The 22,587-nt window shown below is 53.4% G+C and carries 21 protein-coding genes; 18 read left to right on the forward strand and 3 right to left on the reverse strand.

The genetic code is table 11. The features are described 5' to 3' along the window. Positions 1-11: 11 nt before the first annotated feature. Positions 12-953 carry a D-2-hydroxyacid dehydrogenase gene (locus tag ACT3R7_RS05280; RefSeq protein ID WP_192538669.1) on the reverse strand — a complete coding sequence of 314 codons (942 nt, stop codon included), beginning with the start codon at positions 951-953 and terminating at the stop codon, positions 12-14. 187 nt (positions 954-1,140) lie between these two features. Between ACT3R7_RS05280 and ACT3R7_RS05285 the strand changes: the two genes are divergently transcribed. From ACT3R7_RS05285 to ACT3R7_RS05345, 13 genes are all read left to right on the forward strand, one after another. Beyond that, entirely contained in the window at positions 1,141-1,419 is a 279-nt protein-coding gene (locus ACT3R7_RS05285; protein ID WP_192538710.1) for an FmdB family zinc ribbon protein, read from the forward strand. A gap of 66 nt (positions 1,420-1,485) precedes the next feature. Continuing rightward, a complete protein-coding gene (aspS, locus tag ACT3R7_RS05290; protein WP_192538668.1) occupies positions 1,486-3,267 on the forward strand; it encodes an aspartate--tRNA ligase in 1,782 nt (593 codons plus the stop codon). A gap of 194 nt (positions 3,268-3,461) precedes the next feature. Next, on the forward strand, positions 3,462-3,986 hold the full coding sequence (ruvC, locus tag ACT3R7_RS05295; protein ID WP_412767948.1) for a crossover junction endodeoxyribonuclease RuvC: 525 nt from the start codon (positions 3,462-3,464) through the stop codon (positions 3,984-3,986). 68 nt (positions 3,987-4,054) lie between these two features. Further along, positions 4,055-4,660, forward strand: a complete 606-nt coding sequence (ruvA, locus tag ACT3R7_RS05300; RefSeq protein ID WP_192538666.1) for a Holliday junction branch migration protein RuvA — start codon at positions 4,055-4,057, stop codon at positions 4,658-4,660. A 76-nt stretch (positions 4,661-4,736) separates the two neighbouring features. Beyond that, complete coding sequence (gene ruvB / locus ACT3R7_RS05305) at positions 4,737-5,774, forward strand: Holliday junction branch migration DNA helicase RuvB (protein ID WP_018916112.1); 1,038 nt, start codon at positions 4,737-4,739, stop codon at positions 5,772-5,774. Next, positions 5,771-6,184 carry a tol-pal system-associated acyl-CoA thioesterase gene (gene ybgC / locus ACT3R7_RS05310; protein ID WP_192538665.1) on the forward strand — a complete coding sequence of 138 codons (414 nt, stop codon included), beginning with the start codon at positions 5,771-5,773 and terminating at the stop codon, positions 6,182-6,184. The genes ruvB and ybgC overlap by 4 nt, the downstream gene beginning before the upstream one ends. Before the next feature lie 72 nt (positions 6,185-6,256). Beyond that, positions 6,257-6,937 (forward strand): protein TolQ, encoded by a 681-nt coding sequence (tolQ, locus tag ACT3R7_RS05315; protein ID WP_018916114.1) that lies wholly within the window; start codon positions 6,257-6,259, stop codon positions 6,935-6,937. Between the two features lie 11 nt (positions 6,938-6,948). Next, on the forward strand, positions 6,949-7,383 hold the full coding sequence (gene tolR, locus ACT3R7_RS05320) for a protein TolR (protein WP_018916115.1): 435 nt from the start codon (positions 6,949-6,951) through the stop codon (positions 7,381-7,383). After that, positions 7,376-8,605 (forward strand): cell envelope integrity protein TolA, encoded by a 1,230-nt coding sequence (gene tolA / locus ACT3R7_RS05325; RefSeq protein ID WP_496198852.1) that lies wholly within the window; start codon positions 7,376-7,378, stop codon positions 8,603-8,605. The genes tolR and tolA overlap by 8 nt, the downstream gene beginning before the upstream one ends. Beyond that, complete coding sequence (gene tolB, locus ACT3R7_RS05330) at positions 8,605-9,903, forward strand: Tol-Pal system beta propeller repeat protein TolB (protein WP_417419935.1); 1,299 nt, start codon at positions 8,605-8,607, stop codon at positions 9,901-9,903. Before tolA ends, tolB begins: the two co-directional genes overlap by 1 nt. Before the next feature lie 41 nt (positions 9,904-9,944). Next, positions 9,945-10,490, forward strand: coding sequence for a peptidoglycan-associated lipoprotein Pal (pal, locus tag ACT3R7_RS05335; RefSeq protein ID WP_018916118.1), 546 nt, complete (start codon positions 9,945-9,947; stop codon positions 10,488-10,490). Positions 10,491-10,538: 48 nt separating this feature from the next. Then, the gene (gene ybgF, locus ACT3R7_RS05340; protein ID WP_192539002.1) at positions 10,539-11,333 is read left to right on the forward strand and encodes a tol-pal system protein YbgF; all 795 of its coding nucleotides are present in this window, start codon (positions 10,539-10,541) and stop codon (positions 11,331-11,333) included. Between the two features lie 30 nt (positions 11,334-11,363). Next, a complete protein-coding gene (locus ACT3R7_RS05345; protein WP_192539003.1) occupies positions 11,364-12,125 on the forward strand; it encodes a YciK family oxidoreductase in 762 nt (253 codons plus the stop codon). Between the two features lie 52 nt (positions 12,126-12,177). Here ACT3R7_RS05345 and ACT3R7_RS05350 read toward each other — a convergent pair whose 3' ends face one another. Together ACT3R7_RS05350 and ubiG are read right to left on the reverse strand one after the other, a co-directional pair. Further along, positions 12,178-12,852 (reverse strand): HAD family hydrolase, encoded by a 675-nt coding sequence (locus ACT3R7_RS05350; protein ID WP_192539004.1) that lies wholly within the window; start codon positions 12,850-12,852, stop codon positions 12,178-12,180. Then, the gene (ubiG, locus tag ACT3R7_RS05355) at positions 12,853-13,596 is read right to left on the reverse strand and encodes a bifunctional 2-polyprenyl-6-hydroxyphenol methylase/3-demethylubiquinol 3-O-methyltransferase UbiG (protein WP_192539005.1); all 744 of its coding nucleotides are present in this window, start codon (positions 13,594-13,596) and stop codon (positions 12,853-12,855) included. A 208-nt stretch (positions 13,597-13,804) separates the two neighbouring features. On the opposite strand from ubiG, the gene ACT3R7_RS05360 reads away from it, so the two are divergent. From ACT3R7_RS05360 to msrA, 5 genes are read left to right on the forward strand one after another with little or no spacing between them, the layout of a single operon-like run. Then, complete coding sequence (locus ACT3R7_RS05360) at positions 13,805-15,097, forward strand: nucleotide sugar dehydrogenase (protein WP_192539006.1); 1,293 nt, start codon at positions 13,805-13,807, stop codon at positions 15,095-15,097. Positions 15,098-15,106: 9 nt separating this feature from the next. Next, entirely contained in the window at positions 15,107-15,937 is an 831-nt protein-coding gene (locus ACT3R7_RS05365) for a coiled-coil domain-containing protein (protein WP_192539007.1), read from the forward strand. 53 nt (positions 15,938-15,990) lie between these two features. Continuing rightward, a complete protein-coding gene (gene tamA / locus ACT3R7_RS05370) occupies positions 15,991-17,841 on the forward strand; it encodes an autotransporter assembly complex protein TamA (RefSeq protein ID WP_417419936.1) in 1,851 nt (616 codons plus the stop codon). A gap of 9 nt (positions 17,842-17,850) precedes the next feature. After that, complete coding sequence (gene tamB, locus ACT3R7_RS05375; protein WP_496198853.1) at positions 17,851-21,867, forward strand: autotransporter assembly complex protein TamB; 4,017 nt, start codon at positions 17,851-17,853, stop codon at positions 21,865-21,867. Positions 21,868-21,877: 10 nt separating this feature from the next. Further along, positions 21,878-22,501 (forward strand): peptide-methionine (S)-S-oxide reductase MsrA, encoded by a 624-nt coding sequence (gene msrA / locus ACT3R7_RS05380; protein WP_417419937.1) that lies wholly within the window; start codon positions 21,878-21,880, stop codon positions 22,499-22,501. The last annotated feature ends 86 nt before the right edge of the window (positions 22,502-22,587 follow it).

Raw genomic sequence — 22,587 nt, forward strand, 5'->3', positions numbered from 1 at the left:
CCATTTCACGATTACTCGCCACGCTTCCACTGAGTAATGTTCTCCGCCGTAAGCGCGATAATATTTTGTCGCGCTTCCGGCGTTATCCATGCGTTATGCGGCGTCACGATCAGGTTAAGAGGCTCTTCTAACGCGTCCAATAGTGGATGCCCCTCTCTCGGCGGCTCTACGGGCAGCACATCAACGGCTAATCCGCCAATGCTGCCTTGACGTAATGCTTCAAGGGCAGCCACTTCATCGATAATACCGCCACGAGCGCAGTTAACCAGTAGTAGTGACGGTTTAGCCACTGCTAAGCGCTTTTGATCAATTAGGTGCTGCGTATCGGCATTTAGCGGGCAGTGTAGGCTGATGATATCCGCCTCGGGCAGTAAATCATCCAGTGAAGGGCGTGAATCATTTGCCTCATTGCCAGGACGTGCTGCAAAGCTTACCTGCATGCCAAACGCTTCTGCCAAACGTGCGACTTCCGTACCCAGTTCGCCCTGGCCAACCATCACCAGGCGTTTGCCTGCCAGCTGCAGAGTGGGGTGGTCCTGAAGGCAGAAAAAGTCGCTGCGCTGCCAGGCGCCATTTGCTACCTCCTGCTGATATTTCGGAAGCCGGTTAGCCAGGGCCAGCATCAACATCAGCGTATGCTGGGACACACTGGCCGTGCCATACGCCGTTACATTCTTAACGCTGATCTTTTGTGCTTTAGCCGCCTCAAGGTCGATATTGTTAAGTCCAGTGGCCATCACACAAATCAAGCGCAGTGACGGCAGCTGTTTTAAGGTTTCAGCATCTAGCACTACTTTATTAACCAGCGCGATTTCAGCATTGGCCAGGCGTTCTTTTGCCTGTTGGGTGGTGCTTTGATCAAATACTTCAAGATGCGTAACCGCGTCACGGATAGCGCTTAAATCAATCTGGGGTCCAAGGCTTTTAGCATCTAACATTACTGCGTTAGGCATTTTATTCTCTCCAGTTAAGTGCCGGGGGCTAGTTAACCTTGCTCGGCAGGGGGCACAAAAGGGTATAATATTGTCGCTTTATCAACCGCAGCCTTGGATTTTATCTCGGCAGGCCAAATATTCGCAGCTGGCTGTGTTTATATTCGCCAATATCCTGTCGTCGTTGAGCTTTTTAGGAGTCATCAACATGCCTATCTATGAATATGAGTGCAAGGCCTGCGGCCATCGCATGGAAAAATTACAGAAAATCAGCGCAGACCCGTTAAAAGAGTGTCCTGCGTGCAACCGTAATGACCTTGAGCGGCTCGTATCCGCAGCAGGGTTCCGCCTAGCGGGCGGTGGTTGGTATGAAACCGATTTTAAAACGGGAAGTAAAAAGAACTTAGTCGCCGATGCCAAAGGCACGGCGGGTAAAGACAGCGCTAAAAGCGACACTACTTCCAAGTCTACAGGCACTGCGGCCTAACTGCGGTTGCCTGGGCCAGCCTGGCCCGCGACACTTTATTTGCCACGAAACAGAACAGGATTTGACATGCGCAGCCATTATTGCGGCCAGCTAAACGAGACATTGGTGGATCAAACGGTCACCGTTTGCGGATGGGTACATCGTCGTCGCGACCACGGTGGGGTTATTTTCCTCGATATGCGTGACCGCGATGGTATCGCTCAGTTTGTGGTAGACCCGGATACTGCCGAAGCGTTTGCAACTGCCGACCGTGCCCGCGGCGAATATGTGCTGCGTATTACGGGTCGTGTCAGACTGCGTCCGGAAGGCACCCAGAACCCCAACATGCCCACCGGGATGATTGAGGTATTGGCCAAAGACGTTGAAGTGCTGAACACCGCTTCCACACCGCCGTTCCAGCTTGACGAACATGGCAAAGTAGGTGAAGAAGTTCGCCTGAAGCACCGCTATATTGATCTGCGTCGCCCAGACATGATCGAGAAACTGCGTCTACGTTCGCGTATTTCGCATACCGTGCGTGCGTTCCTGGAAAACCAGGGCTTTTTGGATATCGAAACGCCAATCCTTACGCGCGCGACGCCCGAAGGCGCCCGTGACTATCTGGTGCCTAGCCGCACCCATGCGGGCAGCTTCTTTGCACTGCCTCAGTCACCGCAGCTCTTCAAGCAGCTATTAATGGTGGCGGGTTTTGACCGTTACTATCAAATTGCCAAGTGCTTCCGTGACGAAGACCTACGCGCCGATCGTCAGCCTGAATTCACTCAGATTGATATCGAAGCCTCTTTCGTTGAAGAAGACGACATCATGGGCATTACCGAAGCCATGATTCGTCAGCTCTTCCAGGAAGTGCTCAGCGTTGAACTTCCCGAATTTCCGCGCATGACCTGGCAAGAAGCCATGGACCGCTTTGGTTCAGACAAGCCGGATCTACGTATTCCGCTTGAACTGACCGACGTTGACGATCTGATGAAGCAGGTCGACTTCAAAGTATTCTCAGGCCCGGCCAGTGCTGAAGATGGCCGAGTGGCCGCGCTCAAGGTACCGGGCGGTGCCAAGCTTTCGCGTAAAGAGATCGACGAATATACCAAGTTCGTGGGTATCTACGGCGCGAAAGGACTGGCCTGGATCAAGGTCAACGAGCGTGCTAAAGGGCTTGAAGGGCTTCAGTCGCCTATCGTCAAGTTCATGGAAAATATCGTTGAAGAGCTGCTTGACCGTCTTGGCGCAGAAGATGGCGATATCATCTTCTTCGGTGCCGACAAAACGCGCATCGTCAATGAAGCCATTGGCGCGCTGCGCGTCAAATTGGGTGCAGATCTGGATCTCTACACACAAGCTTGGGCGCCGCTGTGGGTCGTCGACTTCCCGATGTTCGAAGCCGATGATAACGGTCGTTTGAGCCCGTTACACCATCCGTTCACTGCGCCTTCCTGCTCGCCGGAAGAGCTCAAGGCCGACCCGGCCAAAGCTTTATCGCGTGCCTACGATATGGTGTTGAACGGTACCGAGCTTGGCGGCGGTTCTATCCGTATCCACAATCAAACCATGCAGAGCACCGTGTTTGAAATTCTGGGCATCGGTGAAGAAGAAGCGCAAGAGAAGTTTGGTTTCTTGCTGGACGCGCTTCAGTACGGCGCGCCGCCCCATGGCGGCTTGGCATTCGGCCTGGACCGCCTGGTCATGCTGATGGTTGGTGCCAAGACTATCCGTGAAGTTATCGCTTTCCCGAAAACGCAAAGCGCGGCCTGCTTGATGACCGACGCACCGGGTGAGGTTAGCCCTGATCAGCTAAAAGATCTCAATATCCGCTTACGTCAAAAAGCCAAACCTGAAACGGCTGGCGAGTAAATCGATAGCCCTTGAGACAGCCCTTGGGATGGTTCTTGAGATAGAACCCTCTAATAGACAGGCTTTCGATCGTAAGCTGACTAAAAACACCGACGCTCTGGCGTCGGTGTTTTTGCATCAGCGCTTTTGTCGCCTAGGGCTTTGTCGCATAGCACGAGTAAACGTATATGGACGAAACACGCACTGCGTTACCGGTGCGCATTCTGGGTATCGATCCTGGTTCCCGAATTACCGGTTACGGTGTAATTGATATGGTCGGGGTGAAGCCCACCTATGTGGCCAGCGGCTGTATTCGTACATCAGACGGGCCGCTGGAGCAGCGTTTGGCGCAAATATATGCGGGGCTAAGCGAAGTGGTGGGTTTATACAAACCGACGGACACTGCCATTGAACGCGTATTCTTGGCTAAAAATGTTGATTCAGCACTTAAGCTTGGCCAAGCCCGGGGCGCGGCCCTGGTATGTATGGCCAACCACGGATTAAGCGTGGCGGAATACGCGGCGCGACGCATTAAAGAAGCCGTAACGGGGCATGGCGGTGCGGATAAACTGCAGGTGCAGCATATGGTTACTGCACTATTAAAACTTTCCGCCACGCCGCAAGCCGATGCTGCTGATGCATTAGCTATTGCGTTAACCCACTCCTATACGGGCAATAGGCTTCCCAGCGCTTCCAGTGGGCGAAGCCGGCGTGCCTCAACCGGGCGTTGGCGTCTTTAACCACTACTGGTCACTTGTACAGAGTAGCATTATAGTAAACGCCTGTTTTTACTATCGCGAGCGTATTTATGATCGGACGTCTGAGTGGCTATCTGCTGGAAAAACAACCGCCTTGGATTGTAATTGATGTCCAGGGCGTGGGGTACGAGCTTGAGACCTCAATGAATACGCTTGTTTCGCTACCGGCATTGGGTGAGAAAGCATCGCTTTATACCCACTTAACCATTCGAGACGATGCTCACCTGCTTTACGGGTTTGCGCGTGAGCATGAGCGGGCGCTGTTTCGAGCCCTCATCAAGGTTAACGGCGTTGGCCCTAAACTGGCTCTGGCTATTTTGTCCGGCATGGATGAAGACGCGTTTATGCGCTGTGTTCGTGATGATGACAGCAAAGCGCTAACCAAGCTGCCTGGTGTCGGCAAGAAAACGGCCGAACGGCTTATTATTGAAATGCGCGATCGTTTCCCCGAGTGGGAGCATGGCTCTGATTCGCCGCTTCCCCTTGAAGCTACCAACGGGCGACCTACCCGCAATAGCTTGGCCGACGCTGAGTCCGCGCTCGTAAGCCTAGGTTACAAGCTAACCGAAGCCAGCAAAATGCTGGCAGATCTTGACCCCAAGCAATCGACAGAGGCCTTGATCAAGGCAGCATTAACACAGCGAATGAGCGGCTGAGCTACCCCGTCGTTTTGCAGTAACCCAGAGTAAGCAGATTGCCAGGTATTTAAGACAGTATTCAAGAAGAGCATCTATGTTAGAACATGACCGGTTGATAGCGGCTGAACCAGAGCAGGGAGAAGGGCGAATTGATTATGCCATTCGTCCAAAGCGACTTGATGACTATATCGGCCAGCCGAGGGTTCGCGAGCAGCTTGAAATATTTATTGGCGCGGCCCGGCTTCGCGAAGAGAGTCTCGACCATACCCTGGTGTTTGGCCCACCAGGGCTGGGTAAAACGACGCTTGCCAATATTATCGCTACCGAAATGGGCGTCGGACTCAAGTCAACGTCAGGGCCCGTGCTCGAGCGGGCAGGGGATTTGGCAGCCATGCTGACCAACCTTGAGCCCGGTGACGTGCTGTTTATTGACGAGATTCACCGCTTATCTCCTGCGATTGAAGAAGTGCTCTATCCGGCCATGGAGGATTTTCAGCTCGATATCATGATTGGCGAAGGCCCGGCGGCTCGGTCGATCAAACTGGACTTGCCTCGCTTCACGCTGGTGGGTGCAACCACCCGGGCAGGGCTTTTGACATCGCCGTTACGCGATCGATTTGGCATCGTTCAACGGCTGGAATTTTATAATCTCGAAGAGCTGACCGAAATCGTCACTCGCTCAGCGCGCTTGCTGGGGGTGGAAACCAGCGCTGAGGGCGCTATCGAAATTGCCCGCCGCTCTCGGGGCACGCCGCGTATCGCCAATCGCTTGCTGCGCCGGGTGCGCGACTATGCAGAAATGAAAGGCAACGGCACGGTGGATGTTTCCCTGGCTGATGCTGCGCTGAATATGCTCAACGTGGATCACTATGGCCTGGATCACATGGACAGGCGCCTGCTGCTTGCAATGATTGATAAGTTCGAGGGCGGTCCGGTAGGTGTTGACTCACTCTCCGCGGCCATAGGTGAGGAACGTAATACCATCGAAGACGTTATCGAGCCCTACCTTATCCAGCAAGGCCTAATGATGCGCACGCCCCGCGGGCGTACCGTCACGCGTCAGGCTTGGCTGCATTTTAACCGCGTTCCCAACGAGCACTCTGTGGATATGGAAGGAGAGCGACGCCCATGAGTATTTCGCGCTCGCTGCCCGTACGTGTTTATATGGAAGATACTGATGCCGGTGGCATTGTCTACTACGTTAACTATCTGAAGTTTATGGAGCGCGCGCGCAGCGAATGGCTACGTGAGCAAGGTCTTGATCAGCAAACGTTACTAGACGAAGGTACACAGCTAGTGGTATATCGCTTAGCCTGTCACTATGCGAAACCGGCGCGTCTCGATGACGTGGTCGACGTCACGGCACATATCACCGAAATAGGCCGCTGCCGGGTAACGTTTGAGCAACGTGTAATGCGGGGAGAGGAACTCCTTTGCAGTGCGACAGTCGAGATAGCCTGCCTAAGTGCAGAACGCATGCGGCCCAAAGCGTGGCCCGCTGCATTTAAAACAGGTCTACAAACAGCAACCACGGTTTCGTAACCTGGAAACCACTACTTTGTCGGGTATTACCGACTTAATTGATTGATGAGGGCACCTGTGAACGATAACACCATGTCCATCCCGCACCTTATAATGAATGCCAGCGTTGTTGTGCAGCTGGTGATGCTACTACTGGTGGTGGGGTCAATCCTGTCTTGGGTAGTCATCTTTCAGCGCAGTATCGCCTTGCGCCGAGCTAAGCAGGAGTATAACCAGTTCGAAGAGTCGTTCTGGTCAGGTGTCGACTTGAATGAGCTATACCGGGAAATTCCTGCTGATGATCCGCGCCACGGCGCTGAGCATATCTTTCAGGCGGGTTTTCGTGAATTCAATCGCCTGATGCCTAAAACCCGCAACGCCGATACGGTGCTTGAAGGCGTACAGCGTAGTATGCGCGTTGCGTGGTCTCGTGAAGAGGATCGTCTAACACAGCATCTGGTGTTTCTCGCCACGGTCGCATCAGCAAGCCCCTACATTGGCCTCTTCGGCACCGTATGGGGCATCATGGGTTCTTTCCAATCTCTTTCCATGACGCAGCAAGCAACCCTGGCAACGGTCGCGCCCTGGATTGCAGAGGCCTTGATTGCCACCGCCATGGGGCTTTTCGCCGCGATTCCTGCGGTTATTTTCTATAACCGTCTATCCAACAATGCGTCTCGCTTACTCGGTAAATATGAAGACTTCGCCGAAGAGTTTCACGCCATCTTGCATCGTAACCTGCAAGGCCGTGACGGCAAGCCTAGCGCCAGTTAAGGGAGTTCGCCATGCAAGGTCCTTTCAACCGTAGCGGCAAGAATAAACCGATGGGGGAGATTAACGTCGTCCCCTTTATCGACGTTATGTTGGTGCTGCTGGTCATTTTTATGATTACCGCCCCTATGCTGACTCAAGGCGTTCAGGTCGATCTGCCGCAGGTCTCATCGCAGCCGATTGATACCCAGGATAGTGACCCCATCATTATCTCGGTTGATCGCGAAGGCGGGTATTTTATTACCCTGGGCGAAGACTCAACCTCAGTTTCACTTGAGCAGATGTCGGAACGCGTCGGGGCGATTCTACAACGTCGCCCGGGCACGCCTGTCATGGTGCGCGGTGACCGTAACGTGCAGTATGGCCAGATCGTTTTGCTAATGAGCACGCTACAGCGTTCCGGCGTTGAAAATGTAGGATTGCTTTCAGAGCCGCCGCAAGATGGGTAAGGGCAAGACGCAAGTGACCGCTGATACGCCGCGCGACCCGCAGGATGTTGGCTATAAGTTGCCAACCGTACTCGCGGTGGGCGTGCATTTGGCTATTATTGTTTTTAGTTTTATTAATTGGCCCAGCTCAACAGCAGAACCGGACTCTTCCTCCATCGTACAAGCAACGCTGGTCAGTACAGAAACGTTTACCGACCAGGCTCAGCAAGCAACCGAGCAGCAAGCGGCGATGAATAGCGCAACGGAGCCAACGGCCGAGCCTAGCGTAAGCGAGCCCGAGGCAGCTGAGCCGGAGCCGGATAACCAGGCGGCCGAACAGCAAGCGGCTGAAGAAGCCGCTCGTCGTGAAGCCGAAGCGCAGGCGCAAGCATTAGAGCAAGCGCAAGAGGCTGCCGAAGCCGAAGCTCAACGACGCGCTGAGGAAGCCGAACGCCTAGCTCAGGAGCAGGCGGCACAAGCGCAGGCTCGCGAAGCTGAAGTCCAGCAGGCTCGTGAACAGGCAGAGGCAGAGGCAGAAGCGCAAGCGGCCGCCGAAGCAGAGGCCAAAGCCGCCGCTGAAGCAGAAGCCAAAGCCGCCGCTGAAGCAGAAGCCAAAGCCGCCGCTGAAGCAGAAGCCAAAGCCGCCGCTGAAGCAGAAGCCAAAGCCGCCGCTGAAGCAGAAGCCAAAGCTGCCGCTGAAGCAGAGGCCAAAGCTGCCGCTGAAGCAGAGGCCAAAGCTGCCGCTGAAGCAGAGGCCAAAGCCGAAGCAGAAGCAGAAGCCGCACGTCAACGTGAAGCAGAAGCACAGCGTGAGCGGGAGGCCGAAGAGCGGCGCGCACGTGAAGAAGCTGAACGTCAACGCCAGGCAGCGGAAGCAGCGGAAGCCGCCATGCAGCGTCAGCTAGCCGGTGAAGCGGAGGCCGCGGCAAATGCGCAACAAGCGCAGCAGGCTGTAAATAATTTCAGCAATATAATGCGCCGTGCAGTTGAGCAAGCTTGGATCATCCCTGGTGGGGCTAGCGATGGAATGCGGGCCATAGTAAATGTTCGTTTAGGTCCATCAGGGGAGGTATTACTAGCAACTATAGCGACTTCAAGTGGTGATAGTGCGTTTGATCAGTCAGCCATTCAAGCTATTGAACAAGCGGCTCCTTATTCCGAGCTACTTCAACTGTCAGAAGCGCAGCAGCGCGAAATACGCCCAAGAATTACTTTGAACTTTTCCCCAGGGGGAGTCCGTTGATGCAAACTAAATTGTTTAAGAAATTTTGGTTATTCTGCTTACTGATAGCTTTCAGTAGTTTTGCAAACGCAAACTTGACCATTGAAATTACGCGAGGCAGCGATCAGGCCTTGCCTATTGCCGTGGTGCCTTTTGCCGGCAATGAGGGGATGTCCGAAGATATCGCTCAGATTATTCAGGATGACTTGGAGCGTAGCGGTCTATTTGAACCGCTAGAGCGTAGTGCCATGTTTGAAAAGCCCAGCCAAGCCGATGACGTTGAGTTCGGCACCTGGCGTTCGCTCGATGTGCGTTATCTAGTGGTAGGTCGCGCTGAGCAGACAGGTAGTGGCTATCAGCTTCAGTTTGACCTGATGGATATCAGTGGCCAGCGCCGTATGATTGGTGAAAGCGTTACGGCCAATGCCAATGCCAATGACCTGCGTGGTGCGGCTCACTACATCAGCGACCAGATATTTGAAGCGATTACCGATATTCGCGGCGCTTTTTCTACCAGCATCGCCTATGTAACGGCTCAAGGGCTTGGCGACAATATGCAGTTCGGGCTCTACGTAGCCGATGCAGACGGGCGTAATAGCCAGCAGGTATTAACCTCTGATCAGCCTATCATGTCACCTTCCTGGTCGCCGGACGGCCGCAAACTTGCCTATGTTTCCTTTGAAACTGAGCGTCCAGCGATTTATATTCAGGATGTCGCCACCGGCCAGCGTGTAATGGCAACATCGTTTGATGGTATCAACGGCGCGCCGACGTGGTCGCCGGATGGCCGTCGTATTGCGATGTCCTTATCCAAAGATGGCCAGCCTGAGATTTACATCATGGATATTGGCAATCGCTCAGTGGAACGTCTTACCAACAGCAACAGCATCGATACCGAGCCCGCTTGGTCGCCCGATGGTCGTAGCCTGCTGTTCACCTCTGATCGCAGTGGTGGCCCGCAGATTTACCAGTATTCACTAGGCAGCGGTGAGACAAAACGCCTGACGTTTACCGGCAACTACAACGCTCGAGCACGCTATTCTCCCGATGGCGATCAAATCTTTTTGGTCCACCGTTCCAGCCGTGGATATCAGGTGGCTCGTCAGGATTTAGACGGCGGACGGCTTGTGGTACTAAGTGATTCAACAAGAGATGAATCTCCTAGTGTTGCGCCGAACGGGACCATGGTAATCTTCGCTACCCAACAGGGTAACAACGGGGTGCTGAGTGCCGTTTCTGCCGATGGGCGGTCGTCATTCCGGCTTCCTGCAGCACAAGGCGATGTGCGGGATCCTGCATGGTCGCCGTTTTTAAACTAATGATTGATAGTGTTAATTTCTTTCAGGCAAGGAGTCTGATTATGCAACTTAAACCGTTGGTTCGCTCATTGGCAGTCGCGTTATCTATCGTAGTTATCGCTGGCTGTTCCAGCACCGGCGGAACCCAAGATGGTGATTCTTACGGAAGCCAAGATGGCAGCAGCATGGGTGCAGGCACCTCGGGCGCTGGTACAGGTGGTCAGTATGGTTCTACTACGGGTTCTGGCTCAGGTGCTGGTCAGCAAGCTGATTCTCGTATCCCTGAAGTACGTACCATTTACTTCGATTACGACCGCGACACTATCAAAAGCGAATACGAGTCTGCCGTAATGGCCCATGCGCGTTACCTGCGTGCCAACCCGAATGCACAAGTTGTATTACATGGTCATACCGATGAGCGCGGTACCCGTGAATACAACATGGCGCTAGGTGAGCGTCGTGCCCGTGCCGTTCAGCGTTTCCTGAACATTCAGGGCGTTTCCAACTCGCAAATGAGCGTTGTGAGCTATGGTGAAGAGCGTCCTGCAGCTAGCGGCCAAAGCGAAAGCGCTTACTCCCAGAACCGTCGCGTTGTATTTAATTACTGATTCCGTTGGCGTGCCTGAGGGCACGCCGATGTGATCTACGGAGTTGTCATGAATCACAGTCTCAAACGCTATTTTGAGAGGCTGTGCGGTGCGGGAGCCTTAGTGCTCCCGCTGTCCGTATTGCCACTCGCGGCGGTTGCCCAACAGCCGCTCGTTCAAGATCTTTCTTCCGGTAGCTCAAGCGGTTTCTATCAGCAGACCCAGCGTCAGGAATCTGCCGGCGGTAATCTTGTACTGTTTAATCAAGTAGAAGAGCACCAGCAGGAAATCCAGCAGCTGCGTGGGCAGATTGAAGAGCTGCGTCACCAGCTTGAGCAATTGAAGCGTCAATCCCAGCAGCAGTATCTGGATATCGAAGATCGCCTGATGAACAGCGGCCCGACTCAAATTGAGCAGGCGACTCCTCAGGTAGAGCCGGAAGCGGCGCAGGAAGTGGTGAATGCGCCTTCTGCGCGTAACGTCAGCGAAGATGCCCAGTCGGACTATCAGGCGGCGTTTGCTCACGTTCAGGCACGTCGCTTTGACGAAGCAATTAAAGCCTTTGAAGGCTTCGTCACCACTCATGCTGACAGCAGTCTGGCATCTAACGGCTATTATTGGCTGGGTGAACTCTATGCCGCCGAAGGCCAGCTAAGCGACGCTGATGCGTCCTTTAGCCGTGTCATCTCAGACTTCAGTAGCAGTAGCAAAGTGCCTGATGCACTGTATAAACTTGGCTTGGTAAAAGCGCGTCAGGGCGAAGCAGAACGTAGTCGCGAGCTGCTAGAGCAAGTGCGTGATGATTACCCGCAAAGTAGTGCAGCAGGATTGGCGAGTGATTTTCTTCGTCAGTCGGCTGGGTAACAACGCATTTTAAGTTGGTTAGGACGTATCATGAGCTGCAAAATCGACTATCAAGCATCGCCTGATTTGCTTGAGAACCGCATCATACTGGTAACCGGGGCCGGTGATGGGATTGGCCGTACGGCAGCGTTAAGCTATGCACGCCATGGGGCAACCGTGATTTTACTGGGTCGCACCATCGAAAAGCTAGAGCGGGTTTATGACGAAATAGAAGCGGCGGGGGGGCCACAGCCGGCTATTTTTCCGCTTAATTTCGAAGGTGCTACGCTTGATGACTTTCACGATATGGCAAGCACGCTCGATAAGGAATTTGGCCGTTTGGATGGGCTGCTGCATAACGCGGGGCTCCTAGGTCGTATTACACCGTTTGAACAGTATGACCCAGAGTTATGGGAGCAGGTCATGCAGGTCAACATTAACGGACCAATCTGGATGACCCAGGCACTGTTACCCCTGCTTCAGCAGTCACAGGATGCCTCGGTTATTTTCACATCATCAAGCGTAGGGCGAAAAGGGCGTGCCTACTGGGGAGCCTACTCGGTTTCTAAGTTTGCGACAGAAGGGTTTGTGGAAGTGATAGCCGATGAGTTCGAAAGTCAGGCTAATATACGTATCAACACGCTGAACCCTGGAGCCACACGTACGCAAATGCGCCAAAGCGCCTATCCAGGTGAAGACCCCGACACATTGCGTACCCCTGAAGACATCATGCCTACCTATTTATGGCTAATGGGGCCGGCGAGTACTGGTATTAGCGGGCAGAAATTTGATGCTCAACCGCCACGCGCATAAATCTTATGAGCCCAGCGGTTAAACAGATGTTGGCCTTCTTACGTTTGCCTTCTTAGGACGTGATGTTGAATGCGTTTAATGCTTCGACTAGCGTTGAGCACTTTTCAAACCAAAGATCCGCTGGCCACTGACGATAGTCATCTTCTTCGCTAATGTATCCGTAGCCCACCGCAACGGCCGTCATTCCGGCGGCTTTTGCGGCCTGCATATCCCGCACATGATCGCCGACATACCAGCACTGATTAGGTGCAACTCCCAAACGGCGTGCTGCCTCCCATAAGGGTTCAGGATCAGGTTTTTTGACACTTAGATCATCCGCGCACAGCAGTGCACCCGGCTCTAGTGCCAAAGCGGCTAATAGCGGCTCGGTATAGCGGCGTGGTTTGTTGGTAACAATGCCCCATAGCCGCTGGTTGCCATGCCATTCAATCAACCATTGATTCAGCGGATCAAATACCTGGCTCTGTACCGCTACGGCTTGCTCATAGGTATCCAGCAGAAACTGACGCGCCGTATCGTGTTCAGGAGCCCCAAGTTTAAGCCCCAGCGCCAGCGTCACCAGCGCGCTTCCTCCGTTAGAAACCTGTCTGCGAATCTGTTCATAGGGCAGCGGCGCCAGCCCGTGATGCTCGCGCAATACGTTGGTTGCCTGTGCCAAGTCGGGCGCGGTATCGACTAACGTGCCATCAAGATCAAACAGAATGGCTAGTGGTGCAGTGGTCGACATCTATTGGCTCACCTTGCGGCAATACATCATATAGTTAACCGAGACGTCATCAGACACCAAGCGGTAGCGGCGAGTAAGAGGGTTATAAGTCAATCCCGTTTGCTCACGCACTTCTAACCCAACCTGACGCGACCAGGCGGCCATTTCTGAGGGGCGAATAAATTTGGCATAGTCATGGGTTCCACGCGGCAGCAGCTTTAAAACATATTCCGCGCCTAAAATCGCAAAGGCGTAAGACTTGGGCGTACGGTTTAGCGTGGAGAAAAATACATAGCCACCCGGGCGCACCAAGGCACAGCACGCACGGATAACCGAGGCAGGGTCGGGCACGTGCTCCAGCATTTCCATACAGGTCACTACATCAAAATGGCCCGGCTTCTGGGCCGCTAATGCTTCAACGCTAATATGTTGATAGTCCACAGAGACGCCGCTCTCTTCAGCATGCAGTCTGGCCACGCCAAGCGGTGCTTCGCCAAGGTCGATACCCGTTACATCGGCACCGCGATGCGCCATGGACTCACTTAAGATGCCGCCGCCACAGCCAACATCCAGTATCTTTTTGCCCGCAAGGCCCGCGCGAGCGTCAATGAAGTTCAGGCGCAGTGGATTAATATCATGCAGCGGTTTAAATTCGCTTTTAGGATCCCACCAGCGGCTAGCAAGTGCTTCAAATTTAGCAACTTCCGCTGCATCGACGTTGCCTTGATAGTGGCCAGCAGTGCTATCCTGAGGTGTCGCTTGCATGTGTTTGGCTCCCATATTCAATCAGCAATGGATGATTACTTTTTCCATCCAGCCTGGGTGTTGACGTCAAGTGGTGAGTGGTATCCACTCAATCGTTCAGTATTATGGGCATTCTAACCACTCCTGGGTCAGAACGCATGAAAAGGACCATTGTATGAATTTCATGGCGATACTTTCTCGCTTTTCCGTCGCGCAAGGAGTCTGGTAAATGCGAGTATTACTTTATGGCAGCGAGTTAAGTGCTGTGACCGCTGCTGCTGCGTTAGCCTGGGTAGGCCATCAGGTTCAGTGGCTACCCCACGAAAGCGCCCCTTGGGCGGTGCTTTCTCAAGTTGACTGGCTTCGTCGTGAACCTGAATTAATGCCGCATATTGAGCAAGGCCTGACCGATGGTACGCTGGAACTTATTGATAATATAGCGCAGGCGTCTCCCGCCGATGTTATCTGGCTTGCACTTTCCCCAAGCCAGCGTAATGCGGCCAGCACGCTACTTCAGCAGCCAGACCTCAACGTTCAGCAAGGCGCCGTTCTAGTCAATAACTCAACGTTCCCGGTGGGTGAAACGGAGCGTTTACACGATTTAATGCAAGACCAGCATAGCAGCGTTGCCTTACCTGACACGCTGGAAGAAGGTCGCGCCTGGGCTTCCTTTACTCGGCCAACGCGTTGGCTACTGGGTTGCGATGACGCACAGGGCGAACATGTAATACGCGAGCTTTTGCGTGCTTTTAATCGACGCCAAGAAGTGTTTCAACCTATGCCGCGCCGGGCAGCCGAACTTACTAAGCTGGCCATTAATGGCATGCTGGCCACGCGTATTAGCTATATGAATGAAATCGCCGGTTTGGCAGACACGTTAGGCGTTGATGTCGAACATGTACGTCAGGGCATGGGCGCCGATACGCGCATTGGTTTTGAATATTTATACCCCGGTTGTGGCTTTGGCGGCCCTAACTTCTCTCGCGATTTAATGCGCTTGGCAGACGTCCAATCCAAAAGCGGACGTTATTCTGCTCTGCTTGAACAAGTCATGGATATCAACGAGCAGAAAAAAGAGACCCTGTTTCGCAAGCTTTGGAGCCACTTTGAGGGCCAGCTTGAAGGTAAAACGGTGGCTATTTGGGGGGCGGCATTTAAACCCGGAACGGCACGTATTGATCACGCCCCCGTATTGACACTTCTGGAAGCACTCTGGGCACAGGGCGTTAAGGTAAGGCTACATGACCCTGCGGCGACGGCGGCCCTGCATCAGGAAGTCGGCTATCGGGAAGACCTGCAAACGTTCGATCAGGACCCTTATGAAGCCTGCGAAGGCGCCGATGCATTAATGCTTGTGACCGAGTGGAAGCCCTACTGGAACCCAGACTGGCATCGGTTGGCCGCGTTACTTAGTGCTAAGTTAGTGTTAGACGGGCGAAATATTTACGACCCTACATTTGTTGCCAGCTGCGGGTTAAAGTACCGTGGTATTGGTCGTCGCGCCGACCCTACGTCTTTTTGAGGAAACGCCATGCCCAATTCGACGCCTTCTCAGCGAATTGTTCCCGATGTGGACCAAAGCTTAACGGCCCAGCATTTACGCCACCGTAAAGGCCCGGCTGTGTGGCCATTATGGCTTGGGATATTCCTGCTGTTTGCTTTACTCGCCGCCGCCTCGGTTGGGCTGTGGTTAGAACGTGAGCGTCTTCAATCCGAGCTTCATCGGGTGAGTGGTGAGGTATCTAATGTTCATGCTCGGCTGGAGTCGGGTGACACTGACGTACAAGATACGATAACCTTTGTACAAGCTCAGATGTCGACACTTTTTCAAGAGCAAGAGCAGCTTTCTATAGCCTTGACGAATACTCGAGAAGAGCTTTACGGCGTGCTTACTGATAATGAGGATCAAGCTTCCAGTGAAACCATGGCAACCTTTTCACAGCGCCTTAGTCAATATCAGGAGCAGGCTGCCTTACGCGACAGTCAACTAGCGGCGCTGAGTAGCTCGCTAGATGCGCTTGAGCAGGCGGGCACGACGGGGCGACAGAATCTTGTTGAAGAAGTCAATTATCTGGAGCAGACCACAACGCAACAGCTAACCTCAATTGAAGAGCAGTCCAACCAGTTGAGCCAAACGTTAGACGAGCGGCTGGATGCCCAGAATGAGGCCATGAATGAGCGCTTTAATATGCTAGAAACTGAGCTAAATACGCTACAGTTAGAGTCAGCCTCGGCTAATAATGAAGAGATGGCAGCATTTGAACAACAGTGGAGTCAACGTTTAGCGGCTCTTGAAAGCGATATACGCCAGATTCGCCAAGCTCAATTAGCGTTTAGTGCTCAAATAGAAATGCTTCGGTAATAGGTTACGTAACAAAACAGCTCTGAGTCGCTGATTTATTAGGGATTTTATGTATGGGAAGACAACGGCGATGGCGTTCCGCCACTCAGGTGGCTTGTTTTATCATATTACCGCTATGCGCGGCGAGTGTGATGCCCGCATGGGCGCTCACTGCCGACATCAGTGGCGTCGATGGCGATGTTGAGGCAAACGTGAGTGCATATCTGGAGAATATTGACGCTGAGCAATATACCGATGTGCGCCTGGAAGCCGAGATACGTAGCCGCACGCAAGAAGCCCTGCGTGTCTTTGGTTACTATGAGCCGGATATTACCATTGAGCTTACGCCACCTATCAGGCTAACGATTGAGCCTGGCCCGCGTGTTGAAATTGAAGTGCTATCGATCAATATCGAAGGCGATGCTCAAGACGACCCGCCTTTTCAAGAAGCCTTGGATAATTTTCCCTTAAGCGAGGGTGATCCGTTACGTCATGCCCCCTGGGATCGTTTACGGACCCAATTTGCAGGGCTTGCCATTGAGCGCGGTTATTTTGACTGGGGCTTTACAGATCGACGTATGGAAGTGCGCCCTTATCTGCAAAGTGCCCGACTTTATATGGATTTCGATAGCGGAACCCGTTACCGGTTTGGCAGGGTAAATATTACCGGTAGCCATATCGATCCCGACCGTTTGCAGCAGATGCAAACCTTTGAAGAAAATGATCCCTATCTAGCAGAATCCTTGGCCACTTATAATCAGCGCCTTGGAGAAACCGGTTGGTTTAAGTCCGTTACCGTACGCCCACGCTTGGAAACGGCCCAAGAACTTACTATTACCCCTCCAGGGGGCGGTGATCCCTGGTTTAGCGAGGCCACTGCCTCTCAACCTCAGCGGCCACTGATCAGCAGCGCAGCTTTGTTAAGCGTACTGAACATCAATAAGCGTGACAATACTACGCTACCCATTGATGTAAGCGTTGAGCCTGCCGATCGGCATCAGTTTGAAGTGGGTATTGGCTATGCAACCGATGTAGGTCCACGCCTGCGCTTTAGCTGGCATCAGCCGTGGATTAATAGCTTAGGTCATAGCCTCGACCACGATCTTTATCTCTCTGCGCCCGAGCAGCGTTTCACCGGGGTATACAACATTCCGCTTGAAGATCCATTGCGCGATAGTTACCGGTTGCAGTACGGGATCCGTAATATCGATGATAGCGACACTCAGTCGCTGGAAGGCTCTGTTGAAGTGGCTCGCCGTTGGCAATTTGAAAACGATTGGGTACAAACGCTGTATTTCCGGACCACCTATGAAGACTTTACCCAAGGCGGAGAGGCTGACGAGGTGTGGCTCTTCTACCCGGGTATTCAGTGGTCGCGCACGCGAACTCGTCCGCAGCGGTTTCCTCTCTGGGGCGATCGTCAGCAGCTTTCAGTCGAATATTCGGACAGAATCTGGGGCTCGGACGCCAAGTTTACGCGTGTAACCGGCGATACGGAGTGGATACGCACCATCAACAACGACAACCGCTTTTCTGCCCGCTTGAGTATTGGTGCGATTGAAACCGACGATTTTTCCAAATTGCCACCGTCACTGCGTTTCTTTGCAGGCGGGGATCGCAGCGTGCGCGGCTACTCTTATGAAAGCCTTTCTCCACGTAATGCCGATGGCCGGCTACGCGGAGGCCAACAGATGATTACCTCCAGCCTTGAGTACCAGCGCCGTGTTAGAGAAAACTGGTGGGGAGCCACATTTATCGATACCGGCGATGCTTTCGATAACTGGGGGCCGAATGATTTAAAAACCGGAGCCGGGGTAGGCGTCCGCTGGATATCGCCTGTGGGGCCTATTCGCCTGGACGTAGCACATCCCTTCGATCATGAAGATGCGTTTCGTCTGCATTTCTCCATCGGCCCGGAATTCTAGGAGCACGCTTTGTCCCAGGTTGAATCTTCTACCGCCACGCCGCGCCATCAATACTCACCACGCCATCGTATGTGGCTATTGATATGGAGCTTGGTACGTCTGGTTATCGTGCTGCCACTCTGGCTGTTTGGTTTAATCGCAGTACTGCTGGGTACAGCATTATCTCCCTGGGGAACAGGGGTACTGTTTTCTCAGGGGGAACAGCGCGGCTATTTTTCATTTGAACATCAGGACGGGGCGCTTCTCGATCAATTCACGCTACAAGGCTTTCACCTTGAGCTAGGCAATATCAGGGTAGTCATTGATGACCTGGAGCTTGCCTGGGCCGATGACTGCGTGCTTTCAGGGCGACTGTGTCTGGATACCCTGCAGGTTGATGGGGCAGACATTCGTTTAAGCGCCAGCGATACGCCTGAAGAGCCGCCCCAGGATTCGGGTGATCCCTTCAGGCTGCATTTGCCTTTTCCCATTGAGCTGCGCTCTGTCCGTCTAGACAATGTCGATGTTCAGCTTGCGGATGGAACGCATATCAACTGGGTATCGTTTGAATCCTCGGCCACCGCTGAACAAAGTCAGGTGGCGTTAGCACCGACTCGCCTCGATCAGCTAAACGTTTATTTACCGCCATCGTCTGGCGTACAGCTCACTCAGGATACGCAGACGCCGTTAACCGCTGAAGGGATTGATGGTGCTATTTTCATTACCCAGCCCCAAGAAGATGCGTCACAAGCAGTTCCTGTCAACGAGCGTTTAGCCGCGCGCGAGCCGATTACCTTACCTGAGATAGTACTGCCGGTTGATGTGGAGGTTAGCGACCTGACCGTCACCGATGTAAATTTTGAAGGTGCCTTCGAATACTCTATTGAGCGGCTACAGCTAGCGGGCAGCACCCAGGAAAGCCAAGTGGCAATCGACACCTTCGAAGTAGTGACTGACGATGTTCAGGCAACGCTTGTGGGTAACGCTAACCTGACGGGCAATTATCCGTTAGAAGCGCAGTTAAATGCTGAGCTGTTTCTGCCCGAGTTATTCCCCGCGTTAAGTGGCGAAACGCTTGTGCTCGACCTTTCCGGGCCACTCAATAACCTGCAGGCTGAGCTGAATGCTGCAGGCGTGGTAGCTGCCTCTCTTAATGCGCAAATAGATGCCTTGGCACCGGATTTACCCTTTCAGGTTCGCCTACAAAGCGAGCGCTTGCAATGGCCGCTAACGGAGGAGCCACAGACGGAGGGCGAAAATACCAATGAACCCTACGTGGTGGAAGCGGTTGACCTGACGGTTGCGGGTAGCCTGGAAGCCTACCGTGCCGAGGTCAGCCTTCAGGCACAAGGGCCACAGTTGCCGCCTACCCAGATAACGCTTAACGGCGATGGCGACTTTAGCCATTTCCGCTGGGCCCCTTTAGCGCTACAAGTCGAGGAAAGCACGCTGCGTAGTGAAGGGCGCATCGATTGGCTGGCTCCTCTAACCATTGATACCCGCATACGCCTTGATCGATTTGATCCGGCCCACTTTGTTGATCAGATGGACGGCAATTTAACCGGCGATATTGATCTGAACGTGCGCCAGCTAGGTGATCTGTGGTCCGTTAGCATCGCGGATATCGACATTGAAGGTGAGCTGCGCGATTACCCATTAACGCTGCAGGCAGCGCTTGACGCTAACAGCAATTTAGAAGTGGATATCCACGAGCTGTTATTCACTCAGGGGAATAACCGTCTTCAAGCGTCAGGGCAGCTTAGCGAGCAGACAATGTCATTAAATGCCGACATAGACCTGCGGGAGTTAAGTACCTTATCGCCTGACTTGGCGGGTACTTTAACCGGCAATCTACAGGCAAGCGGTAGCTTCGAGCAACCAGCGCTGCTTGCCGATCTATCGGGGCGCGACCTGCGCTTTGCGGATAACCGCGTAGAACGGCTATCGATGAATGCCAATGTGCAGGGGCTTGAAGACCCAAGGCTAGATATTCAGCTTGGCCTGCAGGAAATTCTTGCAGGCGGCCAACGGCTATCCTCTGCCGACCTGAATTTGACAGGGCGGCTGTCTCAACACCGTCTGGAAGTGAATGTGCAGGGACAGCCTGATAGCCCCCTTAGCCGAGCCCTATTAGCGCTGGACGGGCGATTCAATCAACAGGGTCAGCAGTATCAAGGCCGGCTAACTCCTCTGGAAATTGACTCAGAAGCGGGCAATATTCGTCTGGAGGCGCCGCTTGATTTGAGTTACAACCTGGCTAATGGGCAGGCACGCCTGTCGCCTTTCTGCTTACGGCGTGAAGAGGGCGGTCTGGTCTGCTCTCAGGAACCGATCAATGCTTCCCCCGACCAGGGGCGTGCGGTATTAACCGTACGCGAAGTGCCTATGGAGATGCTCGAACCTTTCTTACCTGAAGAGTGGTCGTTCGAGGGGGATACAACGGCGGACATGGTCGTTGATTGGCGCCAAGGAGGCGCACGCTGGCAGGCCGATGTTCAAGTGCTTAGTGAGCTTGCGATTACCGCGATCAACGATTATGGGCAGCCTGTTCAACTGCCGGTTATTAATCTGGATGCAAACCTTCAGGCGAACCAGGCACAGGCGGATACCAACATAGTCCTATCGTTCTCTGAAGCGGGCGATTTAAGGCTTAACCTGTCGCTCAATGACCCGCTTGGACGAGGCACGTTAGATGGCGAGCTGCTAGCCAACAATCTCTCTCTTGCCCCTTATCGTCCTATGGTCGTGAGCATGGATAGTCTTGAGGGTGAACTAAACGGCCGAGTGCAGATTGGCGGCACCACCAGCCAGCCGGATTTGCAGGGCACGTTGGCACTACGTGGGTTGCGCGTTCACGGCCCCGATATTCCTGTTGATGTACGCGATGGCGAGTTAGCCCTCTCGTTTGATGGTGAGCAAGGGGATATTAATGGCTTCGTGGCGGCCGAGCGTGGCCGACTGAACATTACCGGGGACGCCTATTGGCCCGGCGCGGACGACTGGCGGATTGGGATCGACTTGAACGCCACGCAAGAGCCGTTACTGTTGGTATTGCCCCAGTTTGGCCGATTAGAGGCCGCACCGGATATTCGAGTACGCATTACGCCAGAACTACTCCAGGTGCGGGGTAATGTCGACTTACCCTGGGCGCGGCTCGAGATTGGCTCAAAGTCCTCCTCTGCGATTGAACCCAGCTCGGATGAAATCATTATTACCGAGCGCGAGGATCGCGAAGCTGAAGAAGAAGCGCGGCGCGTGGCTGAAAATGGCGGGCCAAGTGCCGCCGATGAGTTAGCTCAAGCGGGTATGGAGCTAGATGTTCTGATCACCTTGACGCTGGGCAGAGACATGCTAATTTCGGCCTATGGGCTTGAATCAGGCTTGGGTGGCACGCTGGAAATCCGCCAAGACAGCGGCGGGCTTCAGCTGTTTGGCGATGTAAATCTCGTTGATGGCCGTTTCCAGGCCTTTGGCCAGGACCTATTGATCCGACGCGGCCAGCTACTGTTTAGCGGCCCGCCGTCGCTGCCATCTCTTGATTTCGAAGCTATCCGTAATCCGGACGTGACCGCAGACGATGTCATTGCAGGACTACGCGTAACGGGTAGCGCTGAAGAACCCAACGTGACGATTTTCTCGGAGCCTTCAATGCCTGAAAACCAGGCCCTCTCGTATCTATTAAGAGGTCGAGCATCAGATTCCAGCGGCGGTATGGACAGTGCCCTGACCACAGCCTTGATTGGCATGTCACTGGGCCGCACGGGTGGAGCTGTTGGCTCCATTGGTGAAGCGTTTGGTATCGATGACCTGGCACTGGATACGACCGGTGTAGGGGATGACAGTCAGGTAGCCTTGAGTGGTCAACTATCCGATGATCTGCGTATTAGCTATGGGGTGGGAATTTTCTCACCGATTGCCGAACTAACGTTACGTTATACGCTATGGCGTAATCTATATGTACAGGCTGTGTCAGGTGCTAATCAGGCGGTGGATTTGATTTACACCTTCTCCCGCCAAGGCAACCCTGTAATTTATAAGCAGCAATAGAGAGACTGACATGACGCAATTAAACGATGGTAAAGGCGCAGAAACAGAACGTACAACGCCCGTCGAAACCAGTGAGCACCATACTATCAATGGTCACTCACTACATGCGCCTTATCCTGAAAACCATGAAGAAATCGTACTGGGGATGGGGTGTTTCTGGGGTGTTGAGCGTCTTTTCTGGCAGCAGCCCGGTGTTTACGTTACAGCTGCAGGCTATGCGGGCGGTACTATCCAGCATCCCACTTACCAGGAAGTTTGTTCCGGGCGAACTGGGCATGCTGAGGTTATCCGCGTGATCTATGACCCAAGCAAAGTGGCCATTGAAACCTTGCTTCAGGTGTTTTGGGAGCAGCACGATCCCACTCAGGGAAATCGTCAGGGCAATGATATTGGCTCACAGTATCGCTCGGTGATTTATACGACCACCGATGAGCAGCTAACCGCAGCGAGGCAGAGCGCAGAAGCTTATCAAAGTGCTTTGAGTAAAGTAGGCCGGGGAGCAATCACCACGGACATCGAACCGCTGGATACGTTTTATTTTGCAGAAACGTACCATCAGCAATATCTCGATAAAAATCCGAACGGCTATTGTGGTTTGAAGGGCACTGGGGTGGTTTGCCCTATTGGTGGGTAACCGCTCAAATACAGTCAAATAAAGGCGACTATGCTGCTGAGCCATAGTACTTACTTAAATACAGTACTACTTAGCTATAAGTGCTG

Source organism: Halomonas sp. AOP43-A1-21 (assembly GCF_052376775.1).
Taxonomy (GTDB): domain Bacteria; phylum Pseudomonadota; class Gammaproteobacteria; order Pseudomonadales; family Halomonadaceae; genus Vreelandella; species Vreelandella colorata.